The organism is Pustulibacterium marinum, from assembly GCF_900116665.1.
In the GTDB taxonomy this organism is placed as follows: domain Bacteria; phylum Bacteroidota; class Bacteroidia; order Flavobacteriales; family Flavobacteriaceae; genus Pustulibacterium; species Pustulibacterium marinum.
In genome coordinates, this window is record NZ_FPBK01000012.1 from 63,644 (window position 1) to 88,050 (window position 24,407).

Genomic DNA, 24,407 nt, shown 5'->3' on the forward strand with positions numbered 1-24,407 from the left:
AGAGTTGCTTAGAATTTTTTCAGTGCTTATTGTGCTTTTTTCTTTTTAAGAAAAGAGAAAAATCCTTTTCGTTTTTTCTTTTTCTCGTCTTCTTTTTTCTGAGCTTCTTCGGTATCTTCACCCTTTAATTTAATGGTACTTTTATTTCCGAAAAGTCGGTCTACAAAAGTTTCTTCATACCTATCTTCACACTGCAATGCTGCCACTACTTCTTCTGAAGGATCTTCAAAATGTGCATTGGTAATATCGTTGAACGTAGCATTCTGATTTAGTTTTTTATAAAATCTACCAAACATAGGCAATGCTGCATTAGCACCTTGACCAATTCTGGTACTATTAAACCCTATTTGATGATTGTCATTCCCAACCCAGGTTACGGTAACTAGTTTAGGAGTAATCCCAACAAACCAGGCATCACGGTTGTCTTGTGTAGTTCCGGTTTTTCCGGCAATGTCGTTTTGTAAACCATACGTATAACGCAATCGGGTAGCGGTACCTTCATTTACGGTAGCCTTCATGTATTCAATCATGGTTTGGCGCGTATCATCTGAAAATGCTTGTGGAGCTTCTTTCTCGGTTGTATGTTCCATGATCACTTTGCCACGTTTGTCTACAATTTTGGTAATGTAATATGGTTTTATAGGGCGACTATCATTCACAAAACTGGCGTAAGCAGAAGCTAATTCTTTTAAAGAAAGTTCGGCTGTTCCCAGTGCAATAGAGGACACTTGTGGTAAATCTGATTGAATACCCATGGCATGAGCCTGATCTATAACTTTATCTACCCCTGTATGTTTCAGTACCTTAACGGCAATGGTATTTACAGAATGACTCAAAGCATATTTCATACTGTAAAACGTATGTTCATCGTCATCTTCATTTTTGGTAGCATTGGTGGGCGTCCAGTCTTCTTCATCCTTGTATGTAACCGCTTCAATAGGGAAATAGGCACATGGCTGCGTACCGTTTTGCAAGGCAGCAGTATATACAAAAGGTTTGAACGTAGAACCTACCTGGCGTTTACTTTGTGAAATATGATCGTATTTAAAATGCTTAAAATTTACTCCGCCAATGTAGGCACGTACTGCACCAGTATTTGGTTCCAAGGCTAAGAAACCGGTGTTCAATTGTTTTAAATGGTATTGTAAACTATCTAAGGTAGAGATCTCTAACACAGTATCTTTCATTTGCTCTAAAACGTGTACCGAATGTTTCTTTTCTAACTGAGCAATGATTTCTTTTTCTGAAAGGCCTTCTTTCTTTAGTTTTTGATAAACCGGAAGTTTACGCATGGCCGATTGAAAGATCTTTTTGTTCTTTCGCCATGGGGTATAGTTACCGTATGCCTTTTCATATTGATTTTGAATATACGTCATGTGTGCCATCATTGCATCTTCCGCAATTTCCTGCATATCCAAATCTAGGGTTGTATAAATGCGTAAACCATCTTTGTACACATCATAATCAGAACCATCTGGTTTTTTGTATTGTTTTAGGAGCGTATCGAGTTCTTGGCGTATTTGTTCTCTAAAATAGGGCGCTGCACCTTCATCAGATTGAAAACTTCTGTACGTAAGTTTGATGTTTTTCAACATGGCATTTTGGGCTTCCGCTTCCGTAATGTAACCATATTTTTGCATTTGGGTAAGCACCACATCTCTTCGTAATTGGCTACGCTCTCTAAACAATCGTGGATTGTAGCTATGGTTTGCTTTAAGCGTTCCTATCAATGTAGCAGATTCGTCCAGTGTAAGGTCGGTTACCTCTTTGTTATAGAATTTCTTTGCAGCACTTTCAATTCCGTAGGTATTATCAGAAAATGAAACCGTGTTTAAGTACAAGGTTAAAATTTCATTTTTAGCATAAATGTCTTCCAATCTTCCAGCTACAATAGCTTCTTTGTATTTATTTACCGGCATAGAAAATAGGCCGTGATCGGGTCTACCAAAAAGATTCTTTGCCAACTGCATGGTAATGGTACTCCCACCACCGGAAGAATCATCACCCATAAGAATAGACTTAAACAATACACGTAGCATACTGCGACTATCTACACCGTCGTGTTCATAAAAACGAGCGTCTTCCGTAGCTACTAAGGCATCTACCAAATGTTTGGGTAACTGATCGTATGCTACCAACTCACGGTCATAGATAAAGTATTTACCAATAAGTTTTCCGTTATGGTCATATACGCCGGAAGCAATGGCTTGTTTGAGCGAAGTAATTTCCTTAGCATCAGGTATTTTACCCCAAAAACCAAAGTACACACTTCCCATAAATAACAACACTGCAGCGAAACCCGCCAAGATGATCCCAACGATCCACTTAAACCAGCGGTTACGAATCAGTTTTTTCCAAAAGTTTGATGAAGACTCTTTACTATTCATAATTACAAACAAACAAAATTCACTTCTGTAATGCTGTTAAGAGCCTATTAAAATTGTGTACAAAAAAGCATAAAAATAGCTTTTTAAAACTCCTAGTAGCCATTTGACGAATTCGCTAATAGGGAACAAAGTTATGGTTGTATAGCATCAATTGTTATTGCTATGTTGTAAGACACCGCGTGATAGATAAAGCCATACAACCAATACGTACGAAGTTTTGGCTACAATAAACCTCACTTTGGCAACATATTTCTTCACATACTGAAGCAATTTTGCAACAGCTATAATACAAATTCAAAAAATAGTATGAAGACCATATTTATAACAGGAGCTTCTTCAGGCTTAGGAAAAGCCACCGCATTATTTTTTCAATCCAAAGGTTGGCAGGTGATTGCCACTATGCGAAATCCTGAAAAGGAAACCGAACTAAACCAATATGATCATGTAAGCCTTATGGAACTAGACGTGACCAATCATCAACAAATAGAAACTGTAGTGGCAGCGGTAACAGCTACCTATAGCATAGATGTTGTATTTAACAATGCAGGTTACGGACTTATGAGTGCACTGGAAGCCATGACCGATGATCAAATGACTCGCCAAATAGAAACCAACTTATTGGGAGTTATACGAGTAACCAAAGCTTTTATTCCGTATTTCAGAGCCAAGCAAAGCGGTTTGTTTATTGCCACTACATCTATAGGAGGTAGTCTTGCGTTTCCGTTACATTCACTGTATCAAGCGGCAAAATTTGGTGTAGAAGGTTGGTCCGAAGCCATGTCCTTTGAGTTGGGAATGCACCATATTGGTATTAAAACAGTTGCTCCCGGCGCTATTGCAACTGATTTTACAGGGAGGTCTTTAGATAAAAATTCACATTCGGCTTATGAAACTTTAGAGGATAAACTCTTTGGTAGTATTGAGGGAATGATGGATGCTGCCGCTACTCCAGAGCGTATAGCCGCAGTGGTTTATGAGGCAGCTACCGATGGAAAAGACCAGGTGAAATATATTGCAGGGCCTGATGCAGCACAATTATATGAAGCACGTACCCAAATGGGTAGTGAAGCATTTAGAAAAATGATTCGAACTCAGTTCTTTGGAGAATAATGGTATTTTTGTAAAGTGAAACAGATACATTCCTTAGCACAATTTCATGCGTTATTATCCTTACCAAAGCCTCTACATCCTTTGGTGAGTGTAGTACGTGTTTCTGAATTGCATTTGACAAATACCGCTGTTTGGACACAGTTTGCCACAGACTTTTATACCATTTCTTTAAAAGATAATATTCAGTCTAAAGTAAAGTACGGGCTGCAGTATTACGATTTTGATACGGGTACCATGACGTTTATAGCTCCCAATCAAGTACAAACGGTGGAGCCCAATGAAGCCAATGCCTCTAATGAAATACAGGGAACAGGTTATGTATTGATGTTTCATCCTGATTTTTTAGCAACACATCCGTTGGCTGCAGACATTCATAACTACGGTTTTTTTGCGTATGCAGTCAACGAAGCTTTGCATCTTTCTGAAAAAGAAAAAAAAGATGTAGTAGCTATTTTTGAAAAGATAGCGACCGAATATCAGCATATAGATAAACATACCCAAGCAATTATTTTGTCACATTTAGATTTGCTTCTCCATTATAGCAATCGTTTTTATGAGCGTCAATTTATAACGCGAACCAAAGTGAATCATGATCTGGTAGCGAATATGGAACAACTACTACATAGCTATTTTGATACCGAAGCACCACTGCTCTCCGGACTTCCAACAGTTGGTTATTTGGCAGAACAGCTGCATGTATCGCCACGGTATTTGAGTGATATGTTGCGCTCGGTCACCGGGCAAAATACACAATACCATATTCATGAGTATGTATTGGCCAAAGCCAAAGAAAAGCTAGTCACCACCAACCAATCTGTGGGTGAAATAGCCTTTGCTTTAGGTTTTGAACATTCACAGTCGTTTAATAAATTGTTTAAATCCAAGATCAATCAAACGCCGTTAGCCTACAGACAATCTTTCCGTAGGTAGGTATGCGTGAGTCATGCATATCACGTTACATGATTTTTTGGTACTGCCCAATGAAAAATAAGCTGGTACGTTTGGTAACATTGTGGCTATGCTATATCTTGTTATCATATGGGCTTGGAAACATTCAGAAACCTATATCTTACCAATTGCGCATGCATTCATTGAGCGCTTCATTTGGGTGAGCAAATATTCAATTTAAAATAACAGTATAGTGAGTCCATATTATTATGGGAAAACCATGGACCCGGTATGGACTTACCATGGACTCACCATGGACTAAGGTAAGAGGATGCTTACGGGAAGCCAACAGGTACGCACCGGGATCATGGGAAGGATTTTATGGCTATTGCGCTATTTCTTGGGAAGGTGGTTTTACCATTTTGTTCTAACGGTTTGGAGTAGAAGTTGTATATTGGTTTGTATGAATAGAAATCACATTAAAATATACTTCATCAATTGTGAATAAGATCCTGAAAACTATTATGTGATTGATGGATGGGATAGATAGATTTCTATGCATAAAATGATGAAATTTAAACAAATGAAACAAAATGAAGATATCAAAAAGCGGTTTTTAAAACGGCATTTTTCAGAAATGAGTATGAAGTTCAGGCAAGAGAGAATTTACAAAAAGAATTAGTAGATCTTGGCTAAAATAAGTCAGTAGCTTAGGAGTTCATACGTTAAAACCTTTACAATAACCAGCTGCTAAAGGAACGTTACCAGTTCAATTCTTTCTTTATTTTTATGGACCATAGGTAAGATGTATAAAAAATGTTTGTATTTTGCAGTAGCCCTTTAGGGAATCACTCTTGTAAAGTACTGTTGTTATGGAAGATCGTATAGAAATCCCTTTGAGTAAGACCAAATTATTATTACTTCTTTTAGGAGGTATTGGTTTTGTGGTGCTTGGCACATGGTTTACCATACATCCCGAACAATTTAAAACTCCGTTGTTTCAAAGTTCCGAAGTCATAAGGATGTCGGGTATTGCTTCCATCGTATTTTTTGGTGTTTGCGTAGTGTTTATTTTCAAGAAATTATTTGATAAAAAAGTAGGACTTATTATGGATGAAAATGGGATTACAGACCACTCCAGCGGTACGAGTGTAGGACTCATAGAATGGGATGATATCATAGGTTTGGAAACCGTTCAGGTAGCTTCTACAAAAATTATGATGTTATTGACCAATCAACCTGAAAAATACATTGCCCGCGCAAAAAACGGAATTGCCAAACAAGCCATGAAAGCCAATTATAAAATGTATGGCTCTCCTTTATCTATTGCTTCCAACTCATTACAAATTACATATGACGATCTTGAAAAATTGATCACAAAAGTACTAGATGAGCGGAAGTAGCTAAAGGACGGGGTGAAACATATTGACTTAAAAAGAAATAGTAGTTCTAGTTGATTGTCAATCAGTAGAATGTATACATCTGTCACTGTTGAACAGACCTTAAAAGAAATTCATGAAAAAAATATTACATCTCTATTTGTTGCTCTTTGGTTGTATGGCCTTTGCACAAGTAGAAGACTATATCTATCCACTCAACAAAATGGAAACTCTTTTGACTAGGGATGTCAAAATTGTATTGAACGAGCAACTGGCAGACAAAAAAGTTGTTTTTTTAGGAGAATCGGAACACCATATAGGATCGGACTTTCTTGCAAAAACAGCATTTGTTAAATACTTGGTTTTGGAAAAGGGATATACTGAAATTGCTTTTGAAGCAGATTTCTTTGCACTTTATTTTGACCATAGTAAGAACAATTTATATCCATTTTGGTCTCGTTCAGAACAGTGTGTTGAGTTATTTCAATTTTTACAAGAACAAGAGGTAACCATTTGGGGTTTTGATAATCAATTGGGAGCAAACTATACACAAACTCATTTTACACAAAAGCTAGCCGCTTTTATCGAAGCAAAGGCGATAACTATTGACGATCGTTTTTTGGAACTCACCACCGTTTATCTTCAAAATAGGAGCAAAGCTAGTAAGGCACTCGGAAAAAACAATCTGGCACTACTTAACAAAGGAATAACCTCTTTATTGAGCCAAAATGAAGTTCAGAAGGATATACTTTGGTATCAATTTTTAAAGACTTTGCAAAGTGACGTTCTCATTAATACCACGCACAAGAGTAGTACAAAGGGAATTCCTATTCGGGATACTCAAATGGCTTCAAACCTAAATTTTTTAGTGCATCATATGCCAGATAAAAAGATGATTGTATGGTTGGCTAACGCCCATATGGCTAAATACGAATATGAATTTATGAAGGGAGAAACAATGGGAGCACAGTTTGTAGCTCAACAGCCAAATGTGTCCTATCACATTGCTTTCTCACCTATTTATATGCCTTACCGAAAAGAAAAATGGATTGCTAAATCTCATGAAGATCCAGAGAATTTATTGCATTACCTACCTTCTACAAAGTCTAATTATTTTATAGATTCCAAGCACTTGATTGAGGATTACCCTGAGTATGCTACCATGAAATTCGAAGGAATGTTTCATCTAAAAGAGAACAAGACCCAATGGTTTCGACATTTTGATGCGCTGGTATTTATATCAGAAGGCGAAAAAATAACTTATACTAAAAACTAATTATTGAAATGAAAACATTTGAAGTTACTGAATCATTTGAGCTAGGCTATTATATCACTTTTGATAAGTTGTTTCCTAAGTTTCCAACTCATTACAAATTACATATGACGATCTTGAAAAGTTGATCACAAAAGTACTAGATGAGCGGAAGTAGCTAAAGGATGGGGTGTTTTTTATAAAACATCGTATCCTAAGTCAGTGCCTTTATACATAACCAAAACTTATAATCTATTAAATATGCAGTATTGGAATCAAAATAACTCCAAAGCTAACAAGCTTATTGTAATCAAAGATGGCGTTATTTATAAGGGAAATCCCAAATATGAAGTGTACAACAGGCTTACTAGCAATGCACAATTGGATTTCCTTGAAGGCCTTTTCAGTATTCCCTACAATTACATTACGGCAATTGAAAATCAGCATGGGAAAAACGAGTTGAAAATCTATTATCGAAAGGATTCAGAGGAAGAATTGATACTTGAAGATGAGCAAGTGAAAAATGAGATCTTTGAGCATCTGCGCCAAGAACTTCCAGAGTTCAGTTATTCCAAAGAGCATCCAAGTTTATGGAAATACGCCAAGCCACAATTCTTTGCATTACTGATTGTTACAGGTCTTTATATATATATGTTGCATCTTTAGCCAATATGATGGTAGATGGATATGTTTTTGAAATAGGAGGAAGGATCAAAGGATCTGGGATTAACGGGATCTTGCTTGGAGTTGCTCAAATGGGAATCGTAAAAATCACTATTGGATATAGTATTTTATTGGCGATTATTGGCTTTAGAATTTTTAGCAAAGTAAAATCTCGAAGTGAAATAGCTTCCTTAAAAAGACCACGACGATAGCTTTACAATGAAGAATTAGGTTTACCATTATTTATTTTCGGGAATCGTTTATCTTCCATAAAAAAAATGTATCTTGAAGCTAATCTTTTATGAGATAGAGGTTTATTACTTGAAAACTGTTGTATATGAATAGAATTTTTACATTTTGGTTAGCTTCCTGTTTGCTATTGATGAGTTGTACAACGGATGATACTGCGTTTCCAACTGATAATGAAGATTTCAATGTGTTTACGTTTGTATATAGCGAAGAAGGTACCGTAAATTCAGCGGTTTTGGGTTTGGATATAGTTACTGGTACTCAGGATACCATTGCTAGTTTTGATCCTGCTACCAAGCTACATGATTTTGTTTACAACAGTACCACCAATACATTGATAGGTGTAACTAAAAAAGATGGATATGACAATGCAGCAAATGCACTCTACTTCATAGATCTTTCTGATGGTTCTTTTACTACCGTAATGCTAGACAATAGCACGCCTTATATGTATTATAGCGATGTAGTTTTAGATGCAACCGGAACTATATATCTTTTTAAAAGTGATTTTAATCAATATTCCGGAAATTTGCATGAAGTGGTTTCGGTAAATGTAGCTACAGGAACCGAAACTGTAGTCGCTTCTTATAATGAAGGTGTTTTTTTGGCAGATCTTACCTATGATGAACAACAGGAAAAGATCTTCTGTTTTTTACAAAGCTTTTACATGCAAGCTATAGACATAGAAAGTGGTGAATCAATAGAAATGCAACTGAATTCAGACTATACGTATTCCGGATTGTTAACCAATACTAGTAATGCATATTTTGCTTTTAAGAAAGCTCGCTATCCTGACAGTGATCTTTCTCCGGCTATTGTGCAGTTAGATGAGTTTAATGGCGGAGAAACCGTATTGCAAACTTTAGCATCTTCTATAACCTTAAAAGGAATGGCGTATGATTCCTATACTAATGCTATTTTAGCAATTCAAGATGATCAAACGCTTTTTACATTTGGAATGGAAACTCAAAACACCAGCACGTTGGTATTGAGTACTACTCCCGGAGTGGTATACGAGGAAGTAATCACCAAATAGATAGCTTATTTTCTGTATCTTTCGCTTTTAGTATTCAGAAAAAATCTATACTTAAAAACAATGGATAGCAGCAAAAGAAAATAAGGATGTGAATCCTGATTGGTTGACAGCGCTGGAAACTCTTATTGCTACTTTAGAAAACCACTCAGAACAATTAGAAACGAACTAATACCTGAAACATTTATCGTTTTCTAGTATCTTTGAGTTATGAAGCATGTGTCATTCCTATTCATACTGTTGTTAAGTAACATCCTGATAGGGCAAGAATTTCATACGGAGTATCACTACCCAACAAATGCGGGCGAATCTATTCTTATTCAAAATAGTTATCCCAAAGGTGGATTAGACTATACAGATGCGTATGGTAAAACGTACGCATATTTTGTATTTTGGACTCAGGTGACCAACAAAACGTCCAAACCATTACAGTTGTCTGTAGATTTTCCATTGGAAACTTCCTCCGTTAATCCCACTTATTTTCAATTATATGTACCCGAAATTTCCATGACGTTAGAAAACATACAGAAGTTTGATTATGGTTTAGATGTGAGCGCTTATTTAAATCAGCAATTAGGACAAAAAAGTGATAAAGTAACCCATATTGCACCCGGAAAAACAAGTATGTTCTACGTAGTAGCATTGTCTGAAGAAAGAATCAGCGGAGTGGCTAGAGCCGGTTTTCAATTAGAAGGAAAGCAACTGGTATATACCATCAATACACAAAAAACCAACAGTGGCACATTACAGTAATGGGTAGATTATTTGTAAAGTGTATTAATTACAAGAAATGAATTCAAAAAAAGCACAAAAAATAAGTAAATATTTAAGTCTTATTTTACGTCATCAACCAGAAGTTATAGGTATTTCTTTAGATGAAAATGGATGGGCGAATACTCAAGAATTACTAACCAACATTCAGAGTGACACGTTTCAATTGACTTTAGAAGAGTTAAAATGGGTAGTGGACAATAGTGATAAAAAGCGCTTTGTGTTGAGTCCTAATGATGAAAAGATAAGAGCCAATCAAGGACATTCTGTAAATATTGATCTTGGACTTGTGGCTAAAGTACCGCCGGAAATTTTGTATCATGGCACCGCAGAAAGAAATATAGCATCTATTAAAAAACAAGGATTGCTAAAAGGCCAACGCCATCATGTACATCTTTCTAACAATACGGAAACCGCTATAGCAGTGGGCCAACGCTACGGGAAACCGATATTGCTTGAAATTGCCGCCGATGAAATGCATAAAGCGGGCATAGCTTTTTTTCAATCAGAAAATGGAGTTTGGCTTACGGAGCATGTTGCACCGGAGTTTATTAGGTTTTCATAGCGGAAAGTCATTGTGTTGAACTCAATCAATTACTAACGGTATTTAAGTAAAAATTATAAAGTAATTTGTATCTTGTCATTGACCTAACAACTTTTTTATCTATGGATTCACCTATCATTTTCGTCATATTTCTGTGCATTATAGCGGTTTCAATGGTGTACCATTTTTTCTTTTCAGAAAAGGCCATGGTAAAACGGAAACTTAACAAAGCAGTTCACAAATCTGTGAGTGAGTTTAGAGATGGAGAAATCGCCAAAGCTATTGGAAAAGTAACCTTTATAGATGAGCCATTAATAGCACCCATTTCTCGTAGACCTTGTGCTTTTTATCATGTGGTAGTAGAAAGAAAACGAAGCAGTGGAAATTCTTCCTCTTGGCACAGCGTTATTGATGAAAAAGTAACGTCTCGATTTTTGATAGAAGATAAGGGTAACTATGCTACTATAAGCAGCACCAGTATGGTGGATAGTTATTTAGTAAAAGATCATAAACAAGAATCATATTCTTTTAAAGATGCGCCGGCGTATCTGGAAAACTATTTAAAAAGCAAAGGAACTTCCAGCGAAGGATTTTTAGGGTGGAACAAAAATATGCGCTACCGCGAAGGTATTTTAGAAGAAGGAGAGTTGGTAGCTGTACTTGGAAAAGCAAATTGGAAAGAAGCCAAAGACCTAAGACTACCAGAACAGTATCACAGGGTTTTAGAATTTTCTCAACCGCCAGAGGGTAACGTTATTCTAAGTGATGATACTAGCGTAACCACAATAAAAGCGACGCATCAAAAGCAAAGTGGCCCTATTATAAGAAGTTAATGTAATATTTCAGTGCTATTAAAATTAAACTGATAAGAGATATCACTATAGTCACGCTAGAAAACCGTATAAAATAGTACCTTGCCAATTGTTAAGTTTTAGTGCGTATGCGATTTAAAAGAGTGTTTAAAAGATTGATTATTAGTTTGCTGGTTATAGGTGTTGTTTTTTCATTGGCAATAGCTGTGGCGCTAAATTTTATATTTACTCCGGAAAAAATTACGCCCGTTGTGGTAGAGGTATTGAATGAACAACTCAATGCAGAAGTGAGCTGTGATGGAGTTTCTCTTACATTTTTCAGTACGTTTCCCAGATTTGGCGTAGCATTGGAAAATACCGCAATTAAAACCCTTCAAACAGGAACGCAGAAAGATACCTTAGCAGTCTTTAAAAAAGCACTGGTAGAGGTGAACCTTAGGGAATATCTTCAGCATCATAACATCACCATTCGAAATATTCAAATTGAAGAACCAAAACTGTATGCCTATGCTGACCAAGAAGGAAATACCAACTGGAATATTTTAAAGGAAACTGAAGAAGAAACCACCACAAGCGATAGTTTACAGATCAATGACATTACCGTACATCATTTAGAAATAGAGCATGCTACCTTGATCTATGACGATGCTGTTACCAACGTATCGCATAAGGTCAATGATTTTTCACTAATCTTATCTGCTGAAAAAACTGCCGATAGCATTGGTATAGCTATTACTACGCATAGCGAAAATGTAGAAGCTTACTACAAAGAGCAATTGTTTCATACGTTTCAAAGTCCGGGAATGGAAGTTACAGTAGATTTAAATAGAGCCACGCGTGTGGTAACTATAGATTCTAAAGACATTAGTGTGAATCATATTCATTTCAAAGCAAACGGAACTCTACGTCCCAATAAGAAAGAGCACGCCATGGAAATGGATCTTCACGCCGGATTAACCACCAGTTCTATCACCAATTTTATCAATGTGGTCCCCAAGGTTTTTTTACCGAAGGAAAATATTGTAGCCCAAGGAGCAGTACATTTTGATATTGATATGACAGGATTGTACGGCAGTGGCCATTTGCCTAAAATTGCGGTGGCTATGGATTTGGAGAATGGTAGTATTGCATACGAGAACATTGCTGGTAGTATCGACGCATTGTCCACCTCGGCAAGAGGTATTTTTTATCTGGATAAATCGCAGCCATCTACGGTCAATATAGATACATTATTGGTAAAAGGAACGGGAATAGATTTGGTTGGTAACATGCAAATAACCGATGTATTGGGCGATGTTTACATTAAATCAGCTTTAAACGGAGCTTTAGATCTCACCAAATTGTACAACGAATTTCCAGTAGACAGTTCTATGACGCTGCATGGAACCGCACAAGCCAATCTTCAAGGTCAATTCTCTTTATCAGCAATTCAGGAAGAACAGTATCAGGATATTGATCTTTCCGGAAGTATTGCAATGAAAGATGTGGTTTTTAATATGAAAAAAGATAGTCTGGATTTTAATTCAGAAAAAGCATTGCTTACTTTTTATCGTGAAACCGAAGGATTAAATCATACAGCGGTTGATATGACTATCGAAGACACTAATTTGGTTTACAAGTTAGATAAAGAACTTCATGCAAAAACTATAAAGGCACACGGTACCGTAAAAGAAGTAGCAGGAGCAACGCCTCATAACAAAAAGAGAAAAGGAAAAAAATTCCCCCATGTAATGCTAGCGCTTAATGGAAGTATGGAATCGGTACGGGGAAAATCGGTTTCAGATTCTATGATGTTTCTGCTTAAGAAAACTGCAATAGAGGCAGTTTTACATCCAAGAGAACAAGGGCAAAAAGGATACATAACCTCTAATTTTTCAATTGATAGTTTAGGAATTCGGTATGCAAATAACTTTTTAGGAATCAAAAAAGGAGGCTACAAGGTACGTTTAGACCATGCGGGTAGAAAACGCTGGAAGCCTAGAGGACGTGTAGGTTTTGGAGATTTATATGCGAGAATTGATGGGATTAAAACACCGCTCCACATGCCAAGAACGGCTATTTCTTTTCAAGAAGATTCTTTACAGCTACGTAAGGCAATGGTAGAGTTTGGAACATCTAATGCGGTATTGACCGGAGCTATTGACCATGCTAAAGGTTTTTTTGACGGAACCAAAGTAACCGCCCGATTAGATTTGCAATCAGATTTTATAAATACCAATGAATTGATGGCTGCTTTTTCGGGTGTGATGGAAGATACAGAAGTACCCAATGAAAACGTGGCTCCAATGAAACAAGAAACAGCGGCCACTACAGAAAAGCAATCTTTTGCAATACCTGATAGTCTACAGTTTCATTTTTCTACTCACATTAAAAAATTAGCCTTTGGCTCAACCGATCTTACGGACTTAGAGGGCGATCTTCAAATTTCGGAAGGAAATTTATACCTAAAGGATTTTTCATTACAAACGGCAGCAGCTCATTTAAACACGAATATCACCTATTCGCCAAAGCCCGATCGTACTTCGGCAATAGATTTTCAGTTCGATTTGTCTCATATTGCTATGAGCCAACTTACCAATGTGCTCCCAGTGTTAGATAGTTTGATGCCTTCAACGAAATCTTTTCTGGGTGTAGCCGATTTTAGAATGAAAGGTACCGCCACTTTAGACGAACATTTAGACTTTAAAACCAATTCGTTGAATGGAATAGCTGCTTTGCAGGCGCACGACATTATGGTGCTCGATGGACCAACCTTTAGTGAATTGGCCAAAACATTAAAGTTTAAAAGTAAAGAAAGAAATCCTGTAAAACATTTAGAGGTGGAAATGCAGATAGCCAACAATACACTTGAGATTTTACCGGCTTTGGTAGAAATCGATAGGTACCGACTCGCCTTTGGAGGTGAACAACATTTAGATTTGAGTTACGATTATCACATTTCCGTACTAAAATCACCGGTACCTTTTAAAATGGGAATCAATGTAGATGGAGCTAATTTTGATGATTACAGCATCAAACTCACAAAAGCAAAGTATAAATATTATTTTTCGGATAAAGAGCGACTTCAGAAAAAGGCAGATACAGCAGTAATAGCAGCTAAAAATAAAATAAGAGATCAATTAGGATTAAAACCCTTTGAAATTGTAAGTAATTAAAAGGAGATGAATTGATAGAACAGCTAAAAATACTCAATATTGGGTATTTTTTTTTAGTAGCATGCGTGGTAATTTTAATCTTGAATTAAAGTACAGTGTTTGGGGGAATATTCATCTTTAATTTAGTGGTATGATGTTAAGAGTCATCATAACAAAACTTTTTTAAAAGCGATATCTTGGTATATCGCTTTTTTTGTTTTCCGAAAGATGTATTTTATTTTCTCATAAAATCAATACCTTTAGAACAAACTTAAAAAATCAACTAGTATGAAATTAGGAGCTTTCTCCATGAGTTTGAATGTAAAAGATCTGGAAACCTCTAAAAACTTTTATGAGCAACTAGGTTTTTCGGTCTTTGCAGGTTCCATGGAACATCAATATTTGATCATGAAAAATGGAAATGCCTTGGTTGGCTTGTTTCAAGGAATGTTTGAAGGCAATATTTTAACCTTTAACCCGGGCTGGGACGAGAATGCGCAAAAGCAAACCGATTTTGATGATGTGCGAAGTATTCAACAAAGTTTAAAGGATAATGGCGTAGCCATGATGAGCGAAGTTAAGGAAGGCACGGAAGGTCCCGGTAGTTGTATGATCACAGATCCTGACGGTAATGTGATTTTAATAGATCAACATGTATAAATTGAAGTAGTGATGATATCATAAAAAAGCCGTTCAGATTTGAACGGCTTTTTCTATTTAGTCTGCTACAAACTTCACACCAAATAAAATAATATTGGCGGTAAGGCCGGTATTGCGTTCATAGTAATTGTAGCGTAGATCAATACTTTTCAAACCTAATTTCCATAAACGGAATCCAGTGAAAATATCAGTATAGGTAAGTCCAAATCCATACTGACTTGCATTGAATGTAGACAAATCATAATCGGATGTATAATAGGACTCTGTTGATAGATGCGTTTCATACGGTGCAAAATAATCGGCCGCTGTCTGATTGTAATATCGGTAGGAAGGATATAGCGTAAATTTACTACCTATTTTTATGGGTACTTCTAAACTAGCTGTATGAGAAGTAATGCCCCAGTTATCTGTGTAATATCGGTAAAAACCACGTAAAACCACGATTTCATTCAGATAGTAATTTAAACGACCTCCAACGGCAATTTTAAATCGGGAATCAGGTAATCTTTCAATATCATCAGCTAACTGAAATTCATCAATATAAGAGTCGGCTACGTCTGCAAAATATACCCGTTGAAAAGGTGTAGAAAGCAATCCTTGTTGTTGTACCACATCTAGCAGCAAAGATCCCTGCATGTTTTTAGTGAACACTTGTGACAATGCTAAACCTGCAGAATAACTATTTCTTTTCTTCTCTGTCAATTCACTAAATAAGGGTTGATAATCTGCATTTCCGGTAATGGTATGTGTATTAAACAAACTCGCACTTAACCCTTGTCCTCCTGAAAGAAATGGACGTAATTCATATGGATACAATCGCTTCCAGCTATCAAAATAAGCATTTGCTTTTACAGTTAATTCTGTGTTTTTTTCATTGAAAAGCATGGTGTAACTACCACCAAAACCTAGTGAAAAATAATCGTATTCTGTAGACATAGATCCGTGCAATGCCCAAATACGGTTTCGATCATCTGAACTATGCGAATAACTTCCCATGAGATTGGTCCAAAGATCGCTGCTAGAGGCTCCGGAAGAGGCCTGAAACGGATTGGCATCTTTTCCACCATCAAACGGATTCACATTACTAGAAGAAGCTGAAGTATAAGCCGAAATACCGGCATCTACCGTCAACACATCGTCTGCATTTAAAGGGATGGATACTACAATGGTAGAAGTACCATCGGTTAATTCTTCTGTACCGATTCCACCACTTACAGCAGCGTTATTTCCATCCTGGGTATAGTAACTAGCCAGAAAGTCTACTTCTGTATTTTCTAAGACACGTTTTTTGTAGGCAAGCGAATCCGAAGTCTCCTGCGCCTTACTAAAACCACAAGTCAATAATAAAATTAAAAATATGAGTTTTTTCATGTTGTCTTTTTAATTACATCCACATCCACCACCTGTTTTTCCCCCATTAGCGCCGGAAGCCGCCTCACGATAAGAATGGAAGCTGTCTACATTTCTATTCACCGCTTTATCACCCAATGCCATATCAGGATCGTTGAGGTTTACCTTTTCATATTCCTTTACGGTGTTACAACTTGCCATGGAACAACCGATAGCTATCATAGCTATGATTACTTTGATATTATTCTTCATTTTCTAAATCAATATTTTCTGAGGTATACATTTTTCCTTTATCGTCTATTAAAATACATTCTACACCCTTGAGTTGGTTCACAAAATCGAGTCCTACTTCAATACCCATTACAAAAACGGAGGTAGCCAAAGCATCGGCTACTTCTGCATCTTTCGTAAAAATGGTAGCACTGATGATCCCTGTGGTAGGATATCCTGTTCTGGGATCTATAATATGAGAATAGCGTTTGCCGTTGAACGAGACATATTTTTCATAATTTCCAGAGGTAACCACCGCACTGTTTACTACGGGAAGCCATGAAAACGCCTTACTTTTGTTAAACGGATTTGTAATGGCCACTTTCCAGTCGCTACCATCGGCTTGGGTTCCCCAGGTATTTAAATCGCCCGATGCATTGATGATACCACCAACGATGCCGTCTGCCATTAAAAGTGCTTTGGCTTTGTCTGCCGCAAATCCTTTCCCAATAGCTCCGAAGCCTATTTTCATTCCTTTTTCTTTTAGAAATACAGTTTGAGCTTTTTTATCAAGAAGGATGTTTTGATATCCAACTTTTGCAACGGACTGCGCAATGGCATCAGGTGAAGGTGCTGCTGTCATAGAACCATCAAACTTCCAGATTTTATCCATAGAAGCATAGCTAATATCAAAAGCCCCTTGTGTAAGTTGAGATATTTTTAAAGCACGTGCTATCAATTCAAATAATTCTGTACTCACATATACGGGTTGTATGCCTGCATTTTTGTTGATAGCCGCCGTTTGAGAAGTACTGTCCCAAGAAGAGATCATTTTTTCTAATCGGGTGATTTCTGCAACGGCTTTGTCTATGGCAGCATTACCGGAGGTTTCATCATTAGCTACCACAGTAATGTCAAACCTGCTCCCCATTAACTTAAGCGTTCGCTTGTAGTTTTGTTGGGCTATGGTAAGCATAGAGGTAAAGAGTGCTATGTAAATAAGAGCGCTGCGCATTAATTTTTGCTAAAGGAATTCAATAATTGAATGTATTCTTTTGGGCTCATTTTTTCAAAACCCACTTTTCCTTGTACTTTTCCTTCTGCATCTAACACCACAACCAAAGGGAAATAACCGTTTGGATTATAATTCTCAGCCAACGCTTTGTTATGCGTTTGTTGCGCTTCTGGTAATTGATTTTCTTTTTTACGAGGAAAATCTGCTTTCAGCATTACATAATGGTCTTTTGCATAGGATTTGAAATCTTCTGTGCTCCATATATTTCGGTCCAATCGAATGCATGGCGCACACCAGTCCGACCCTTGAAAAACCAATATAATTGGCGCCTGTTTTTCTTTGGCTAGTTTTTTAGCAGTATCTAAGTTTGTTTGCCAGTCTTGTGCTTGTAATTGCATAGCCAACAGCAGCAAAAAGGCTAGGAGTAATCGCTTCATACTATCTTTTCTTTTTTTAAGGTGTTTTTTTGATAGTATAAATATACAGTATTATGAGCTTCTAAGTCTTAAGATTCACTTAAGAATAGAAGAGGTGTCTACGTATTATTTTTTAATTGTAAATCCAACAGGAGCTTTTAGTTCTCCAGAATCATACATATTGATATAAATAGATACGGTATCTTTTTTTCCTTCCCAAGTTACACGGTAAATGTCTAGCATAACACTTCCAAAACCAAAAGGATCATTGTTACTCTTTATGGGACAACAGCTACCCGCTCTAAAGTAAGATATTTGTTCTCCATTAGGGCCGGCCAATGCATTTAAATAGCGTCGCTCGTTCATAGGGCCCGATTGTTCTGATACACCACCTACTTCCACAGGTTTTTTTTCAGAATACCCATAATTAGTATCTTTGGATATCTCTGTTAACCGAAAAGTGGTGCTGTTCTTCAACGTAGTCGTTTGTTTGTTGGATGATGAACAAGCGCATAGGAATAGGAATATACCGGCGTAGAAAAGATGTTTCATAATAGAAACCGTTTGATTAGATTGATAAGATAATGATGTAGCTATGAACTTGTATTTTCTCAAATGAAAAGACAATAAAATAGCTATAGCAATATACATATTTTATCCCAAACAGTAATAGTGTGATTTAAAATAGGAAGTTCTCTACGTCTTTTAAATCTTCAAGATGAACAGATGACTATCGTAACTCATCATTGCTTATAACGCCTTTAAATGAACTTATTTAAATAGATTCCCAAAGTGGTAAATAGGTATTTGATGATCACCTGATTTTATTCCCGAGCATATACATGCTGAAAGCCATCGAACATGTTGTGACTACTCAATTCCAGTGTATTTTCATCCAAGTACCTAATTCGTTGCCCTATAGCAATATCTTCCATGATGATCACTTGTACCTGCTCACCGTAGTAATCATCAAGTTCAATGGTATAGTTTGCATCTATTACTAACTCACCGTCTATATACTCCTTAATCGTAGTTTCTGAGATTGTCAATGTGATGGTTTGCCCTGTAGTTTCCGGGGTATCCATTCCTCCGCCAATACCACCAGTTGTTTGAAGCCAAATCCAGTCTCCCAAAATATCAGCATTAGTAAAAGTGTCATCATCGTTAGTAGAACAACTAAGTAATGAAATAAACATAGAAATAAGTAGTAAAATCGTTCGCATAAGTGATGTTTTATGACTAGATATTGAAAAGTAAAAATGGTTGCGTATAAAAATCTATTATCTTGTTTAGAATTCGATATTTAAATACTTTTTTACTCTTAGCTGTACAAACAAAGAGACGCAAAATAATTTATGTAGCTAGTCGTTGCAAGAATCATAAATGTATGTAGACACAGGTTTTCTAGCTATTAAATAGTTTGTTTTTCTTAATAGCAATCCCTCGGTTGATTTTTGAAACTACCCAAATGGATGGCACATCGGTAGTCCAATTCTTTAAGTTGATGATGATCAAATGTATTTCTATTCTTGATAGTATTCCTAAGAAAATACAAACGATAAAGGGAATTTGACTGGAGGAATTAAGTACTAGGTCTATCAAAAACCATAATAAAGACAGTGTCCAAAACTTAGCTAAAATAGAATGCGTGGCAATTGATTTTTTAAATTTCCAATAGCTGAATACATAGGCGAGGAGTTCCAGGAAAATTACAATTCCAATCCATACATAGTTTTCTTTCAAAAAATCAATGTTGAGGTAAAAAATGGAAACAATTATGGTCATCCAAAAAAATTGATCCACATTAGAATCCCAAATTCGAAGCTTTTCAGTGGAGGCATTGAGTTTCCGTGCTATAATTCCATCAAAAATATCAGTGATCAATCCCAGGCTCATGAAGGCAACTATCCATATAGCATAATTGTCCATTTTTAAAATGGCTAATAAAGCTATGAGCAAGCATAAGACTATTCTGCTGTATATGAGTAGAAATGGTATTTTTTTCATCAGTTTGGTTCGCTTATACGTGTTGGTTTCTTCGGTTCGTTATTCTTTAAGTTTTAAAACTCCATGATCTTTCAGTACTTTCTCCTCCTCGGTTAGATACGCTATTTCAACGTGTGTCATCTGAAGTTGATTCAAATTGATTCCATCAGATAATTTTCTGGTTTTATCGGTTACTCTATACAAGTCGGAAATTGGCGGTGGTTCTGCCCACTCCAGTGTATATTGAAATCCATCAATTATCGCTTCAGTTTTAGCATTCACTTTTAAAATTAAATAATCGTGAAATGTTTTTCGAGTTCCGTCGAAGGAATCCCCTGTAAAAGCTGAAATAAAAAAGTAAATATCAAAATTTCCTTGTATGGGTTCAAATGCTTTTTTTATCCCATTGTCCTTATAGATTTCAAAACTATCAAATTGCCTGAATGCACTATAATTTAAATCTGAATGTTCACTTTTCCCCACCCTTTTTAAGGTGCAACCGTTATTTTTTCGTGTCTTACTGGGTGCAAGGTAAAAAGATCGTACAAGAAGCATTGTTTACCCAGTTTCTGCCCAGTGACCATGTGTCTGAAAACAATTTGTATTGAAGCTTGCAACACCAGCAAAAAAAAACATAGTAATCAGGGAAACACACGCCTGCTTACAATGGCCATAAAAGCCTTTCTAAAAGTCCATAATCTGCTTGTAAGCCTTCCGAAAAACCAGAAAATCCACTACCGCTAAAAACAAAAAAGTCGCTCAAAAGCGACTTGTATAACCCAACCTCCAACTTTTACCAAAGAGTTGTGCAACAGCTACCGTCTTTGTTGTAAGTAGTTTTTACTTTAACTTTTCTAGTAACAGTTCGGCAACTGGTTCTGAAGATGCAGGATTTTGTCCAGTTATTAACAAACCATCTTCGACCGCATAAGGACTCCAGTCTGCTTTTTTAGTGTAAATTCCACCATTACTCTTTAACATTTCTTCAACCAAAAATGGAACAACAGAAGTTAGTTGAACAGCTTCTTCTTCTCCGTTTGTAAATCCAGTTACTTTTTTCCCATTAACCAAAGATGTTCCATCCGTATTTTTTGTGTTTTTAAAAACTGCAGGAGCGTGACAAACAGCAGCAATAGGTTTATTGTTGTTATAAAAATCTTCTATTAAGGCAATTGAGTTTTCATCTTCAGCTAAATCCCATAAAGGACCGTGTCCACCAGGATAAAATACTGCGTCATAATCTGCTTGATTAACAGTTTCCAATTTTATTGTTTTAGATAAGATTTCTTTAGTTTCTTTATCATCATTAAATCTTATGGTTGCCGGAGTTTGGAAATCTGGTTCATTACTTTTTGGGTCAATTGGAGGTTGTCCTCCTTTTGGAGATGCCAAAGTAATTTCAATTCCTTTATCTTTTAATAAGTAATAAGGTGCTGCAAATTCTTCAATCCAAAAACCAGTTTTCATTCCAGTATCTCCTAAATCTTCGTGATTAGTTAATACAAATAATACTTTTTTCATTGTTTTGCTTTTTTTTGTGTTAATACTTAATTTTTTTCATTAGAATTAGTTTCCTTTGGGTTTTTACCACAAAAGGAAAATAAAGCTAAAGCGATTATAATTGTTGTTATTCTTTTGATTAGAGACAAAATTACTGTCAAATTAAGTACTGAAAATTGATGTATGGTAATAAAATCAATTATCAGATATTTCTTTTCTAATTCTACTTAAGCTTTCGGTAGTAATTCCTAGATAAGAAGCTATATGGTAATTTTTTACAGCCTGTTCAATATTTGGGTAAGTGCTAATAAAAGAAACGTATCTTTCTTTAGCTGATTGGGCCAAACTTGCTAATATTCTTTTTTGAAAGCTAGCAAAAGCTCTTTCCATTTTTTTTCTGAAAAAAGTTTCTAATTGTGGAATCTCTATAAATAATTCTTCCATACTTTTTTTGGAAATTTCATATAAAGTTGCATCCTGAATAGTTTCAATATACATAATCGCTTTGGATGCCGTGAAGAAAGCCGTATAATCGCTTATCCACCAATCATTAATGGCGAATTGCAAAGTATGTTCTTTACCAGATTTGTCAATAAAGTAAGTTCTTAAACATCCATTGTAAACATAATATTGATTGTTCACTTTATCATCTGCTTTTAATATTGTAGTCCCTTTTTTTAACTTGAGTTTTTTAAGTTTACTTTCAATAAGATTCATTTCTTTTTTTGAAAAAGAAATACCTTTAAAAATTTCTAATATTATTGAATTTTCGATGTTCATTTAAATTACTCGCAACGGTATCTTTTATTGCCATTTGGCGGAGTATGAGACGCGGATTTGTCAGCTTAGTATTGGTTTGTTGGTAAAGTTAATTATTTTCTTACAAACGGAGCCGTCTACTCGATTATGAGCTTTTTTACATTCTTCATTGTCACTGGAAAATTGTCCATGCTTCAGTCTCTTATCTCCATTCCAAGACCCCTTATTTAGCTTTACATTTGTAGTGTAACAAAAATAAGTCAAAATGAAATTTAAAAGTTTAATCAAATTAAGTAGCCTAGTTCTAATGCTAGGGATAACAATTCAAGCATTTTCTCAATCTAAAAAAAATAAAATTATGGACAACACAAAAAATGAAAAAATCGGATTATTAGTAATCATGAAAGCGAAAGAAGGTAAGGAGCAAGAAGTGAAAGAGTTTCTTTTAGGTGGTTTATCATTGGTAAATGCAGAGCCAAAAACTGTATCTTGGTTTGCATTTCAAATAGATGAACAAACTTTCGGAATTTATGACACATTTGAAACTGAAGAAGGCAGACAGGCACACTTAAAAGGAGAAGTGGCAAAAGCCTTATTGGCCAATGCTGGAGATCTTTTAGAAGGTTTTGATCCTAGCAAAGATATTAAGACCGTTGATGTTCAAGCAAGTAATCATAAAGTGGGGAATCAGAATAACGGATTGTTGGTGATTATGAAAGCCAAAGAAGGAAAGACATCTGCAGTGGAGGATTTCTTACAAGCTGGCAAGTCATTGGTAAGTTCTGAGCCTGCAACTTTATCTTGGTATGCTTTTAAAATCAATGAAGAAACCTATGCCATTTTCGATACGTTTGCAGATGACGCTGGCAGAGATGCTCATTTAACAGGGAAAGTAGCAGCAGCGTTGATGGAGAATGCGCCTGTAATTTTGGAAGGCTTTGATGCTTCAGCAATTCAAAAAATTAACATTTTAGCTTCAAAATAACTATTTGATTTAAGAAAGGAGTGCTTTGGGCACTCCTTTTTTTTAAATTTGAATGAGCTAAAAAATAAATTTAGTATGGCCCAAATAATTATAGACAAACAAAACGGGGAACTTGCGTTTAGATTAGAAGAGTTAAACGATCTAAGCCAGTTTGATCATTTACAAAGAAGAAATTATTATTCTATAGTTTTGTTATGTGGAATTAGCTATGAACTAAGGGTTGATTTTCAGAGTTTTGAATTGCAAGGAAATCATATGATTTGTTTGGCTCCGTATCAACCTTTCATGATACGTTCTGAAGAAAAGTGTCAGGGTTATTTATTGAATTTTCATCCCGATTTTTTTTGTACATATAGACATCAAAACGAAATAGAGACCGAGGGATTCCTTTTTAATAATTTCCATGGTTTACCCTATTTTACTGTAAACGAGCAAAGCCTATTTCTTAGTTTGATTGATCAAATTTCGAAAGAGATGGACAAAGACTCAATCGCTCAGCATGAAGTTCTTGTGGCATTTTTAAAAGTGTTTTTAATAGAAGCGGTCAGACAAAAGAAACAATTTGATCAACAATTAACTCCCAGATCGTCAGATTCAAAAACAGAAATTTTACAAAATTTAGTCGATGCAATTGAGAGTAATTATTGCAAATTCCATTCTCCCCAAGAATACGCAGATGAACTAAGTGTAAGTCCTAAAACTTTAGCCGGTATCGTCAAGAAATACCTCAATCAAACGACTTCATCCTTAATTTCAAATAGGATCATTATTGAGGCGAAACGAGAACTTTATTTAACTTCTAAACCAGTGAAACAAGTTGCTGCTTTTTTAGGTTATGACGATGAATTCTATTTTAGTCGTTTTTTTAAAAAGAAGGTAGGAGTATCACCTGATATTTATCGTAAGACAGTTGGTTTTGCTAAACTAGAGTCTAATTAATTGCTCATAACGGTCTAGTATAACCGTCAGTTATGGGTTAAAGTACGCAAATTTTTCGGTTTAGAACTGGCGTTAGCAATTCCGACTGGATTCGGACGTAGTCGAATCCGCCGACTAGAGCCTAGCGACTGGCGAAGCAAATTGCAGTTATACATTGTACCTGTTGCACAAGTTAACAAAAAATCCCCACCCTTTTTAAGGTGTAACCGTTATTTTTTCGTGTCTTACTGTATGATAGGTAAAAAGATCGTACAAGAAGCATTGTTCACCCAGTTTCTGCTCAGTGACCATGTACCTCAAAACGATTTGTATCGAAGCTTACAACACTAACAAAAAGGCCCATAGTAATCAGGGAAACACACGCC

At 36.1% G+C, this 24,407-nt stretch carries 26 protein-coding genes; 15 read left to right on the top strand and 11 right to left on the bottom strand.

What is annotated here, in order from left to right:
* Window positions 1-26 precede the first annotated feature (26 nt).
* Window positions 27-2,387: a penicillin-binding protein 1A gene (locus tag BM383_RS14405; protein WP_093025850.1), complete on the bottom strand. Its 2,361-nt coding sequence runs from the start codon at window positions 2,385-2,387 to the stop codon at window positions 27-29.
* Window positions 2,388-2,693: 306 nt separating this feature from the next.
* Between BM383_RS14405 and BM383_RS14410 the strand changes: the two genes are divergently transcribed.
* The 13 genes from BM383_RS14410 to BM383_RS14465 all read left to right on the top strand — a co-directional run bounded on the left by BM383_RS14410 (window position 2,694) and on the right by BM383_RS14465 (window position 14,882).
* The gene (locus tag BM383_RS14410) at window positions 2,694-3,497 is read left to right on the top strand and encodes an SDR family oxidoreductase (RefSeq protein ID WP_093025851.1); all 804 of its coding nucleotides are present in this window, start codon (window positions 2,694-2,696) and stop codon (window positions 3,495-3,497) included.
* A gap of 15 nt (window positions 3,498-3,512) precedes the next feature.
* Entirely contained in the window at window positions 3,513-4,427 is a 915-nt protein-coding gene (locus BM383_RS14415) for a helix-turn-helix domain-containing protein (RefSeq protein ID WP_093025852.1), read from the top strand.
* Between the two features lie 227 nt (window positions 4,428-4,654).
* The gene (locus tag BM383_RS18865) at window positions 4,655-4,816 is read left to right on the top strand and encodes a hypothetical protein (protein ID WP_177229135.1); all 162 of its coding nucleotides are present in this window, start codon (window positions 4,655-4,657) and stop codon (window positions 4,814-4,816) included.
* Window positions 4,817-5,257: 441 nt separating this feature from the next.
* A complete protein-coding gene (locus BM383_RS14420) occupies window positions 5,258-5,788 on the top strand; it encodes an STM3941 family protein (protein ID WP_093025853.1) in 531 nt (176 codons plus the stop codon).
* A gap of 112 nt (window positions 5,789-5,900) precedes the next feature.
* Entirely contained in the window at window positions 5,901-7,040 is a 1,140-nt protein-coding gene (locus BM383_RS14425) for an erythromycin esterase family protein (RefSeq protein WP_093025854.1), read from the top strand.
* A 237-nt stretch (window positions 7,041-7,277) separates the two neighbouring features.
* Entirely contained in the window at window positions 7,278-7,682 is a 405-nt protein-coding gene (locus BM383_RS14430; RefSeq protein ID WP_093025855.1) for a hypothetical protein, read from the top strand.
* A 5-nt stretch (window positions 7,683-7,687) separates the two neighbouring features.
* Window positions 7,688-7,891, top strand: coding sequence for a hypothetical protein (locus tag BM383_RS14435; protein WP_093025856.1), 204 nt, complete (start codon window positions 7,688-7,690; stop codon window positions 7,889-7,891).
* 125 nt (window positions 7,892-8,016) lie between these two features.
* Window positions 8,017-8,964: an NHL repeat-containing protein gene (locus tag BM383_RS14440; RefSeq protein ID WP_093025857.1), complete on the top strand. Its 948-nt coding sequence runs from the start codon at window positions 8,017-8,019 to the stop codon at window positions 8,962-8,964.
* 207 nt (window positions 8,965-9,171) lie between these two features.
* Window positions 9,172-9,714 (top strand): hypothetical protein, encoded by a 543-nt coding sequence (locus BM383_RS14445; RefSeq protein ID WP_143106429.1) that lies wholly within the window; start codon window positions 9,172-9,174, stop codon window positions 9,712-9,714.
* A gap of 37 nt (window positions 9,715-9,751) precedes the next feature.
* Window positions 9,752-10,297, top strand: a complete 546-nt coding sequence (locus BM383_RS14450) for an RNA 2'-phosphotransferase (protein WP_093025859.1) — start codon at window positions 9,752-9,754, stop codon at window positions 10,295-10,297.
* Window positions 10,298-10,398: 101 nt separating this feature from the next.
* Window positions 10,399-11,109, top strand: coding sequence for a hypothetical protein (locus tag BM383_RS14455; RefSeq protein WP_143106430.1), 711 nt, complete (start codon window positions 10,399-10,401; stop codon window positions 11,107-11,109).
* Between the two features lie 107 nt (window positions 11,110-11,216).
* Window positions 11,217-14,243 (top strand): AsmA family protein, encoded by a 3,027-nt coding sequence (locus BM383_RS14460; protein WP_093025861.1) that lies wholly within the window; start codon window positions 11,217-11,219, stop codon window positions 14,241-14,243.
* A 267-nt stretch (window positions 14,244-14,510) separates the two neighbouring features.
* The gene (locus BM383_RS14465; protein ID WP_093025862.1) at window positions 14,511-14,882 is read left to right on the top strand and encodes a VOC family protein; all 372 of its coding nucleotides are present in this window, start codon (window positions 14,511-14,513) and stop codon (window positions 14,880-14,882) included.
* Window positions 14,883-14,939: 57 nt separating this feature from the next.
* Here BM383_RS14465 and BM383_RS14470 read toward each other — a convergent pair whose 3' ends face one another.
* The 10 genes from BM383_RS14470 to BM383_RS14515 all read right to left on the bottom strand — a co-directional run bounded on the left by BM383_RS14470 (window position 14,940) and on the right by BM383_RS14515 (window position 22,139).
* The gene (locus BM383_RS14470; protein WP_093025863.1) at window positions 14,940-16,253 is read right to left on the bottom strand and encodes a DUF3570 domain-containing protein; all 1,314 of its coding nucleotides are present in this window, start codon (window positions 16,251-16,253) and stop codon (window positions 14,940-14,942) included.
* Between the two features lie 9 nt (window positions 16,254-16,262).
* Window positions 16,263-16,484, bottom strand: a complete 222-nt coding sequence (locus BM383_RS14475; protein WP_177229136.1) for a DUF4266 domain-containing protein — start codon at window positions 16,482-16,484, stop codon at window positions 16,263-16,265.
* Window positions 16,474-17,457 (bottom strand): FAD:protein FMN transferase, encoded by a 984-nt coding sequence (locus tag BM383_RS14480; protein ID WP_093025864.1) that lies wholly within the window; start codon window positions 17,455-17,457, stop codon window positions 16,474-16,476. Before BM383_RS14480 ends, BM383_RS14475 begins: the two co-directional genes overlap by 11 nt.
* On the bottom strand, window positions 17,457-17,894 hold the full coding sequence (locus BM383_RS14485; protein ID WP_093025865.1) for a thioredoxin family protein: 438 nt from the start codon (window positions 17,892-17,894) through the stop codon (window positions 17,457-17,459). The genes BM383_RS14480 and BM383_RS14485 overlap by 1 nt, the downstream gene beginning before the upstream one ends.
* A 105-nt stretch (window positions 17,895-17,999) precedes the next feature.
* Complete coding sequence (locus BM383_RS14490; protein ID WP_245766598.1) at window positions 18,000-18,425, bottom strand: 2-dehydro-3-deoxyphosphooctonate aldolase; 426 nt, start codon at window positions 18,423-18,425, stop codon at window positions 18,000-18,002.
* A gap of 272 nt (window positions 18,426-18,697) precedes the next feature.
* Window positions 18,698-19,096, bottom strand: a complete 399-nt coding sequence (locus tag BM383_RS14495) for a hypothetical protein (protein ID WP_143106431.1) — start codon at window positions 19,094-19,096, stop codon at window positions 18,698-18,700.
* Window positions 19,097-19,277: 181 nt separating this feature from the next.
* Window positions 19,278-19,880: a CDP-alcohol phosphatidyltransferase family protein gene (locus BM383_RS14500; protein WP_093025867.1), complete on the bottom strand. Its 603-nt coding sequence runs from the start codon at window positions 19,878-19,880 to the stop codon at window positions 19,278-19,280.
* Window positions 19,881-19,919: 39 nt separating this feature from the next.
* Window positions 19,920-20,342, bottom strand: coding sequence for a hypothetical protein (locus BM383_RS14505; RefSeq protein WP_093025868.1), 423 nt, complete (start codon window positions 20,340-20,342; stop codon window positions 19,920-19,922).
* Between the two features lie 357 nt (window positions 20,343-20,699).
* Complete coding sequence (locus BM383_RS14510) at window positions 20,700-21,380, bottom strand: type 1 glutamine amidotransferase domain-containing protein (RefSeq protein WP_093025869.1); 681 nt, start codon at window positions 21,378-21,380, stop codon at window positions 20,700-20,702.
* Window positions 21,381-21,554: 174 nt separating this feature from the next.
* Complete coding sequence (locus BM383_RS14515) at window positions 21,555-22,139, bottom strand: Crp/Fnr family transcriptional regulator (RefSeq protein ID WP_093025870.1); 585 nt, start codon at window positions 22,137-22,139, stop codon at window positions 21,555-21,557.
* A 337-nt stretch (window positions 22,140-22,476) separates the two neighbouring features.
* On the opposite strand from BM383_RS14515, the gene BM383_RS19020 reads away from it, so the two are divergent.
* Together BM383_RS19020 and BM383_RS14530 are read left to right on the top strand one after the other, a co-directional pair.
* Window positions 22,477-23,103 carry a putative quinol monooxygenase gene (locus tag BM383_RS19020; RefSeq protein ID WP_143106432.1) on the top strand — a complete coding sequence of 209 codons (627 nt, stop codon included), beginning with the start codon at window positions 22,477-22,479 and terminating at the stop codon, window positions 23,101-23,103.
* A gap of 75 nt (window positions 23,104-23,178) precedes the next feature.
* Entirely contained in the window at window positions 23,179-24,042 is an 864-nt protein-coding gene (locus tag BM383_RS14530; protein WP_093025873.1) for a helix-turn-helix domain-containing protein, read from the top strand.
* The last annotated feature ends 365 nt before the right edge of the window (window positions 24,043-24,407 follow it).